Annotated in this window: 10 protein-coding genes; 5 read left to right on the top strand and 5 right to left on the bottom strand. The window is 69.1% G+C overall.

What is annotated here, in order from left to right:
• On the top strand, positions 1–870 hold an 870-nt coding region (locus tag ACT4N8_RS05060), incomplete at its 5' end, for a sulfatase family protein (protein ID WP_444857045.1).
• On the opposite strand, the gene ACT4N8_RS05055 is transcribed toward ACT4N8_RS05060, so the two are convergent.
• Both ACT4N8_RS05055 and ACT4N8_RS05050 read right to left on the bottom strand, forming a co-directional pair.
• On the bottom strand, positions 871–2,712 hold the full coding sequence (locus tag ACT4N8_RS05055) for a DUF885 domain-containing protein (protein ID WP_444857044.1): 1,842 nt from the start codon (positions 2,710–2,712) through the stop codon (positions 871–873).
• 38 nt (positions 2,713–2,750) lie between these two features.
• Entirely contained in the window at positions 2,751–3,701 is a 951-nt protein-coding gene (locus tag ACT4N8_RS05050; protein WP_444857043.1) for a LysR family transcriptional regulator, read from the bottom strand.
• A 95-nt stretch (positions 3,702–3,796) separates the two neighbouring features.
• Between ACT4N8_RS05050 and ACT4N8_RS05045 the strand changes: the two genes are divergently transcribed.
• Together ACT4N8_RS05045 and ACT4N8_RS05040 are read left to right on the top strand one after the other, a co-directional pair.
• On the top strand, positions 3,797–4,420 hold the full coding sequence (locus ACT4N8_RS05045; protein ID WP_444857042.1) for an FMN-dependent NADH-azoreductase: 624 nt from the start codon (positions 3,797–3,799) through the stop codon (positions 4,418–4,420).
• Positions 4,421–4,433: 13 nt separating this feature from the next.
• Positions 4,434–5,132 (top strand): pirin family protein, encoded by a 699-nt coding sequence (locus tag ACT4N8_RS05040; protein WP_444857041.1) that lies wholly within the window; start codon positions 4,434–4,436, stop codon positions 5,130–5,132.
• Here the strand turns inward: ACT4N8_RS05040 and ACT4N8_RS05035 are convergent, their stop codons facing one another.
• Positions 5,133–5,621, bottom strand: a complete 489-nt coding sequence (locus ACT4N8_RS05035; protein WP_444857040.1) for a hypothetical protein — start codon at positions 5,619–5,621, stop codon at positions 5,133–5,135.
• Between the two features lie 188 nt (positions 5,622–5,809).
• On the opposite strand from ACT4N8_RS05035, the gene ACT4N8_RS05030 reads away from it, so the two are divergent.
• On the top strand, positions 5,810–6,145 hold the full coding sequence (locus ACT4N8_RS05030) for a 4-fold beta flower protein (protein ID WP_444857039.1): 336 nt from the start codon (positions 5,810–5,812) through the stop codon (positions 6,143–6,145).
• A gap of 21 nt (positions 6,146–6,166) precedes the next feature.
• Here ACT4N8_RS05030 and ACT4N8_RS05025 read toward each other — a convergent pair whose 3' ends face one another.
• A complete protein-coding gene (locus ACT4N8_RS05025) occupies positions 6,167–6,409 on the bottom strand; it encodes a hypothetical protein (RefSeq protein ID WP_444857038.1) in 243 nt (80 codons plus the stop codon).
• A gap of 256 nt (positions 6,410–6,665) precedes the next feature.
• Positions 6,666–6,929, bottom strand: coding sequence for a translation initiation factor IF-1 (infA, locus tag ACT4N8_RS05020; protein WP_444857037.1), 264 nt, complete (start codon positions 6,927–6,929; stop codon positions 6,666–6,668).
• A 227-nt stretch (positions 6,930–7,156) separates the two neighbouring features.
• On the opposite strand from infA, the gene ACT4N8_RS05015 reads away from it, so the two are divergent.
• On the top strand, positions 7,157–7,362 hold a 206-nt coding region (locus tag ACT4N8_RS05015; protein WP_444857036.1), incomplete at its 3' end, for a hypothetical protein.

The raw sequence follows: 7,362 nt of genomic DNA, 5'->3' as shown, positions 1-7,362 counted from the left end.
ACCCGCCGCGTAACCGCCATGGGGCGTCTGGGTTCCGTCGGCCTTTTCGATGGCGACACGATCGTGGACCGCGCTGGCTATTTGACCGACCTCCTCGCCGACAGGGCGGTCGCGGAACTGCGGAGCGCGGCGGCGGAAGGCGCGCCGTTCCTGCTCAGCCTCCACTTCACTGCGCCGCACTGGCCCTGGCAGGGCCCGAACGACCAGCCGCTGCCGCCGGAGGCCAGTCTATGGCATCGTGACGGCGGCAGCCTTCAGATTTTCGCGGAGATGGTCCGCTCGATGGACGCGGCGATCGGCAGGGTCCTCGCCGAGCTGGAACGTGCCGGTGCCACGAGCAACACGATCGTCGTCTTCACCAGTGATAATGGCGGCGAACGCTTTTCGGACACCTGGCCGCTGCGCGGCGGCAAAGGTGATCTGCTCGAGGGCGGGATACGGGTGCCGCTTGTCGTCCGCTGGCCGGCGACGATCCGCGCCGGGGGACGGTCGGACCAAGTATTGACGTCGATGGACTGGCTGCCGACCCTTGCTGCGGCGGCCGGTGCGACGGTCGATCCGGCCGTTCCGCCCGACGGCGAGAATCTGCTCGACGTTCTGATCGGAGAGGCGCCGGCGCGCTCGCGCAAGCTGTTCTGGCGCTTCCGGGAGCGGGAGCAGGCGGCGGCGCGCGACGGCGACTGGAAATATCTGCGGGTCGCGGGCGACGAGCAGCTCTATAACATCACCCGCGATCCGCGCGAGCGGGCCAACCTCAAGGACCGCGAGCCCGAACGCTTCGAGCGGCTGAAGGCGGACTGGGCCGCGTGGAACGCGCAGATGCTCCCCTATCCGTTGCAAGCCGCGGCCGCTCCAGCGACGGCCGACTGATCAGCTTGCCCTCCGCTCCGCGATATAGGCCTCGACCAGGTCCTCGAGCACGCCCAGCGGGACGTTGCCATTCTCGAGCACGACCGCGTGGAAATCGCGGATGTCGAAGCGCTCGCCCAGTTCCTGGCGCGCGCGGTCGCGCAATGCGAGGATCCTGAGGCGGCCGATCATGTAGCACGTCGCCTGTCCGGGATTGTTGAAATAGCGCTCGACCTCCTTGGTCGCGTCGCGCCGGGAGAGCAGGCCGTTCTCCATGAAATAGTCGATCGCCCGCTCGCGGGTCCAGCGATGGTGGTGAATGCCGGTGTCGACGACGAGGCGGATCGCCCGCCAGAGCTGGGTGGAGAGCATGCCGAACTCGCTCATCGGCTCGCGGTAGAAGCCCATTTCCTGGCCCAGCCCCTCGGCGTAGAGGCCCCAGCCCTCGCCATAGGCGCTGTTGCCGCCGAAGCGGCGGAACTTGGGCACGCCTGGCAGCTCCTGCGCCAGCGCGCTCTGGAAATGGTGGCCGGGCGCGCCCTCGTGATAGGCGATCGCCTCGACCTGGGGCCTGAGCACCTGAGTCATGTCGGCGAGGTTGACGTAGAAGATGCCGGGGCGAGAGCCATCGGGCGAAGGGCGGTTGTAGAAAGCGACCGCCGCCGTCTCCTGCCGGAACGGCTCGACCGCGCGGACCTCCAGCGGCGCGCGCGGCAGCCGGCGGAACCAGCGCGGCGCCGCCGCCATCACCTGATCGATATAGGCGCGAGCGTCGGCGAGATAGCGCTGCCGGCCCTCGTCGGTGTTGGGATATTTGAATTCGTCGCTGGCATTGATGTGGGTGAAGAATCCGGTGAGCGTGCCGGTGAAGCCGACCTGGCGCTTGATCCGCTCCATCTCGCCATGAATGCGGCGGACCTGTTCGAGGCCGAGATTGTGGATCTCCTCGGCGCCGAGCTCGGTCGTCGTGAAATTGGCGAGGCGCTGGGCGTAGAATTCCGCCCCGTTCGGCAGGCTCCAGGCGCCGTTGTTGCCGGTCGCGCGCGGCTCGATCTCGGCGAGCGTCGCCAGCATCGTCTCGTAGCCGCGGCGGAAGGGTCCGGTCAGCGCTTCGCGCGCCCCGGCGAGCAAGCGGTCCTTCTCCGACTGGGGGATTTCGAGGCGGTTCACCTTGGCCGTGAAGTCCGCGAGCAGGGCGCCCGGCGGGCCGTCGGTGAAGGGCGCGCCACTGAGGATGCGCCGCCCGTCCTCTCGCACCGGCTCGAAATTGAAGGCGGGCGGGACGATGCCGAGGCTCGCCTGGTGGCGGATGTTGGTGCTGATCTCGTTCATCACCCGCTCGACGTCGCGCAGCCGCGCGACATAGGCCTCGGCATCGCTGACGTCGGCGATGCGGTGATTGTTGATCAGGAAGACCGGGATCGTTCCCATCGGGCTGCCGTTGTTGGTCGCGGGGAAGGCGTGCCAGCGGAAGGGGAAGGCGCGGCGGTCGTCCTCCACGTCCTCCTCGAACAGGCGGTAGGAAAGGCGCCCCGCCGGGCTCAGCCGGCCCGGATCGAACTGGCGGCGCATCTCGGCGAGGTGGCGCTCGCGCAGCGCGAGCTGGCGCTGGCGATAGGCGTCGGTGAAGTCGTTCAGCCGGTCGTAGAGCTGCTTCGAGCCGAGGCTGGTGAGCACTTGCGGATTGGTCGAGATCGTCTCGTCGAAGGCGGCGTCGAGGAAGGCGAGGAGGCGCGCATCCTCCGCGGCCTGCGAGCTCTGTGCCGCGGCGGCCTGGGGCGCGGGGGCCGGGACCTGCGGCTGCGCGGCGGCGATGCCGGTGGTGGCGAGAAGCAGGGCGACGAGGGGGAGGCGTAGCTGCACGGGGCGTGGTTCCTTCGGATCGGCGGGATGGAGGCTTCTTAGCGTTTCGTCGGCCCTCGTCCAGCATCGGCCTCCTGCGCCAGCCAGCACGGGTCCCAGGCGGGCTCCGGCCCGAAGCGCTCGACGAGAAAGTCGACGAGCGCGCGAACGCGAGCCGTGGTCGCGCGTCCCGGCGGCATGACCGCGTGCAGCGCGCCTTCGTCGAGCGGGTAATCGCGCAGCACGACCTCGACCTTGCCCGCCTCGATCGCGGGCGCGGCGATGAAGCTGGGGAGCATGACGAGGCCGAGCCCCCTGACCGCCGCGGCGAGCAGCATGTCGCCATTGTTGCCGCGCATGACCGGGGAGACCCGCACCGTCTCCCAGCGCCCGCCGACGCGGAAGCGCCATTGCTCGTGCGCATAGAGGAGGACGTCGTGGCCGGCGACGTCGGCGGGCTGTTCGGGCCGCCCCCGTCGGGCGAGATAGTCCGGGCTGGCGACGACCGCCTTGCGGATCGGCGCGATCCGCCGCGCGATCAGCGCCGAATCCTTCAATCGTCCGATCCGCACCGCCAGATCGTAGCCGCCTTCGGTGAGGTCGACGGTGCGGTCCTCGAGCGAGATGTCGAGCTCCACTCTCGGATGGGCGGCGGCGAAATCCGCGAGCGCGGGCGCGAGATGGGTGATGCCGAAGGAGAGCGGCGCGGTCAGCCGGATCGGCCCGGCGATCTGCGTCACCGCTTCCGCCACCACCTCCTCCGCCGCCTCGAGCTCGGCGAGGATGTTGGCGGCGCGGGCATAATAGGCCTCGCCGATGTCGGTCGGCTGGGCGCCGCGCGCGCTCCGGGTCAGCAGGCGCGCGCCCAATTGCTCCTCGAGCCGCGCGACCCGGCGCGAGAGGACCGGCTTTGAGAGCCCCATCCGCTCCGCCGCGCGCGCGAAGGAGCCGGTCTCCGCGACGCGGACAAAGGCGAGGACGTCGACGAGGTCGGTGGCTGAGCGTTCCATATTTCGCAACACCAAGATAGCAATTGCCGGTCTTCCGGCAACACCTTTAGCGCCATATCTCCCGCCAAGGCAATCATCCCAAGGGGAGAAGAGACATGAATATCCTGGTCGTTTCGAGCAGCGCCAATGGCGATGCCTCCGTGTCGGGCGGCCTCGCCGCGCGCTTCGTCGATGCGGTTCGCGCCGCCAATCCGGCAGCGCATGTCGTGCTGCGCGACGTTGGCGCCAATCCGCTGCCGCATCTCACCGCCGAAACCGTGGCCGCGATCAAAGGCGAGCCGGCGACGCACGTCGAACTCGAGGCGCGCTCGCTTTCCGACGCGCTCGTCGCCGAGCTTCAGGCCGCCGACCTGATCGTCATCGCCAGCCCGATGTACAATTTTGGGATGAGCTCCACGCTCAAGGCCTGGTTCGACCATGTCCTGCGCGCCGGCCTCACTTTCCGCTACACGTCCGAGGGCCCGGAAGGCCTGCTGGGCGGCAGGAAGGCGATCGTGATCGAGAGCCGCGCCGGCTTCTACAGCGAGGGCGACGGCGCCGCGATGGACGGGCAGGAGCCGCATATCCGCATCCTGCTCGGCTTCATGGGCGTGACCGACGTGAGCTACGTCCGCGCCGAGAAGCTTGCCTTCGGCCCGGACGCGGCCGAAGCCTCGATCGAGGCGGCGGCGGGCGCATTGACCGAGTTCGCCAGCGGCGATTTGAAGCTGGCCGCGTAAGGAGGATCGAACGATGATCGACATCCGCAAATTCGGCTCGCTCGGCCATGCCGACCATGGCTGGCTCGACGCGCGCCATCACTTCTCCTTCGCCGACTATCACGATCCCGCCCGCATGGGCTGGGGCGCGATCCGGGTGTGGAACGACGACAAGATCGCCGCGAAAAGCGGCTTCCCGCCGCATCCGCACCGCGACATGGAGATCGTCACCTACGTCCGCACCGGCGCGATCACCCACGAAGACTCGATGGGCAACAAGGGCCGGACCGCGGCAGGCGACGTGCAGGTGATGAGCGCAGGCACGGGCGTCCAGCACGCCGAATATAATCTGGAGGACGAGACGGCGACCCTGTTCCAGATCTGGGTGCTGACCGACCGGCCGGGCGCGGCGCCCGGCTGGGGCGCGGCCAAATTCCCCAAGGCGGACCGTTCCGGCCGCTTCGTCACCCTGGCGAGCGGCTATGCGGAGGATGGCGAGGCGCTGAAGATCAACGCGGCCGCGCGCGTGATGGGGGCGACGCTGAAAGCCGGCGAGACGGCGGAACTCACGCTCGATCCGGAGCGCCACGCCTATCTCGTCGCCACGGCCGGACCGATCGAGGTCAACGGCGTCCGCGCCGAGGCCCGCGACGGCGTCGCGATCACCGGCGAGGAGACGCTGGAAATCCGCGCGATCGGCGATGCCGAGATCGTCCTCGTCGACGCGCGCTAGTCAGTCCTCGATCCGCTCCTCGCGGATCACCCGCCTCGGATCGTCGCGGTCGACATAGACAGTGCGGGTGGTCCGTCCGCCGCGCCGGAACAGGGGAATCAGTCCGAACAGGCCGAGCAGGCCGAGCAGCCCCCAGGGGAAGCCCGCTTCCTCCTGTCGCGCCAGCGAGAGATCGTTGCCGAACGGGTCGGCGGGATCGGCGAAGCCGTTCGGATAGGCGGCGTCGGGCGAGATCGTCAGCGGCTCGTCGGGCACGGTCTGCACCGGCTGGACGATCACCACATTCGCGGTCGGCTCCGGCTCGGGAACGACGACGACCGGTGGCGGCGTGATGGCGGGCGGCGGTTGCGTACCGGGCGGCGGCGCCGTCGTCGGCGGCGCAGCCGTCCCCGGCGGAGAGCGCGGCGGCGGCGCGGCGCTGTTCTGCGCGGCGGCCGGCGCGGCGGCGAGCAGCGAAGCGGCGGCGAAGGCAGCGAGTCTCAGGCCCATCGATTCTCTCCAAAACGTCCCTGCCCGCAAAGACTTACAGGGTTACTACCGTATCTGGCGGAGGGCGATCATCCACTCGCCGCCGCCGGAAAACAACCCGCCGCAGCGCCTCTCGCGCGACAGCCCGAAACCTGCGCACGTTCGGCGGAGCCGGGGCAGTTCCGGCGGACATGGGGTGGCGTCCTTCAATGGCAATGTACGTCTATGACACGGCCGGCGATCCGGTCGGCTTCGTCTACGAAATGAACATCTTCGATCTCGAGGGCACGCCGCTCGGGCGGATCGTCGGCAGCCGCGTCCACCGTTTCGACGGCACCTATGTCGGCGAGTGGTACAAGGACATGGTGGTGCGCCGCCCGCAGGGCCGGCCGCGGATCATCCCGCCCGCGCCGGTGCCGTCGCGCCGGCCGCCGGCCGAGGTCTCGTTCAAGCTGCGCGCGGTGGTGGATTACGGCTATGCCGACGCCTTCCCGCAGCTCCGCCAGGGCGCGCAGGACAGCTATCTGAGCATCGCCGCCGAATAGGGTCAGGGCCGCCGAATAGGGTCAGGCGCTAAGCAGGGATTCGCGCAGCACCGGTACGCGCGGCCCGCCGCGCCGCCGCGACCGGCGCGGGATGCGCCGCCCCTCGGCGACATAGCCCCGCAGGATCGAATCGAGGACCGTCGGCGCGCGCCGCAGCGCGTCCGCCTCGGAATAGCCGACGACCACCGCCTCGGGCACGTCCGGCACGGTCAGGATGACCATCCGGTTCGACTGGCGCAGGAACTGGCACGGATAGGAAGGCACACGCCCTCTCCTCCTGTTCGCCAGCCGCAACGCGCGACGCCCCGATTTTGTTCACCTGGATCAAGTCTTGCGGGGCTCGCTCAGACCGAGCAGCACTGGCCGGTGTCCCGATCCTCGCGGATGCACTCAGACCGCGAACGGAGGCGAGGCGGCGTCGCCTCTCCTTCAAGATCGGTGTTCAAGGATCCCGGCCTTCGCCGCGAGGACTCTGAAAATCGCAGAACCTCCGTCGCGCTAGAACTGGGTGCGGCTCGGCCTATCGCCGCTTGAAGGACTTGCGACGCTGGCCGGGGGCGGAGCCGCCGATCTTCTCGCGATAGACGATCCGGCCCTTGGTGAGGTCGTAGGTGCTCATCTCGACATGGACGCGGTCGCCGACGATCGAGCGGATGCGGAAGCGGCGCATGCGGCCGGCGGTGTAGGCGATGATCCGGTGCTCGTTGTCGAGCACCACGCCGAAGCGGCCGTCGGGCAGGATCTCGTCGATCCGCCCCTCGAAGGTCATCAATTCCTCTTTCATGCCGCGCTCGCTTTCGTCCCGTGAAAAGTCCGCGCGCCGGATTCAGCGCGGGGCCGGGCAGCTCGAAGGGAAGGGAGAGGCCAAAGCGGCCCGTTCTTTCCGTCGCAGGCGACGTCAGCACCTTGATTATGGGCCGGTTGGACGCTCAATTCAATGGAGGCGTTCAGGCGCCGCCCTTTCCCCGGCGGCCGCGCTTCCCTAGATTGGCGCCGACGAGGACCCCGATCATGGCCGAAACCAAAGACGCCCCGCCGCCCTTCACGACGCCGTCGCTGGAGGACATCCAGCACTGGACCCATGTCATGGGCCGGGCGCAGCAGATGATGCTCGAGCATCTGTCGAAACAGATGGGGGAGGCCGCGGCGAAGGCGCAGGCGGAGCCGGACAAGGCGGCGCAAGCGGCGACCGCGTGGCCTGGGATCAACCTGTTCGG

Source organism: Sphingosinicella sp. (genome assembly GCF_052387495.1).
In the GTDB taxonomy this organism is placed as follows: Bacteria; Pseudomonadota; Alphaproteobacteria; order Sphingomonadales; family Sphingomonadaceae; genus Allosphingosinicella.
The sequence above is the reverse complement of the archived record's forward strand: the minus strand, read 5'-3'. Positions and strand labels throughout refer to the sequence as shown.

Coding starts and splice junctions, on each gene's coding strand:
- ACT4N8_RS05050 (WP_444857043.1), bottom strand. CDS start 3,701: ATGGAACGCTCAGCCACCGACCTCGTCGACGTCCTCGCCTTTGTCCGC.
- ACT4N8_RS05045 (WP_444857042.1), top strand. CDS start 3,797: ATGAATATCCTGGTCGTTTCGAGCAGCGCCAATGGCGATGCCTCCGTG.
- ACT4N8_RS05040 (WP_444857041.1), top strand. CDS start 4,434: ATGATCGACATCCGCAAATTCGGCTCGCTCGGCCATGCCGACCATGGC.
- ACT4N8_RS05035 (WP_444857040.1), bottom strand. CDS start 5,621: ATGGGCCTGAGACTCGCTGCCTTCGCCGCCGCTTCGCTGCTCGCCGCC.
- ACT4N8_RS05030 (WP_444857039.1), top strand. CDS start 5,810: ATGGCAATGTACGTCTATGACACGGCCGGCGATCCGGTCGGCTTCGTC.
- infA (WP_444857037.1), bottom strand. CDS start 6,929: ATGAAAGAGGAATTGATGACCTTCGAGGGGCGGATCGACGAGATCCTG.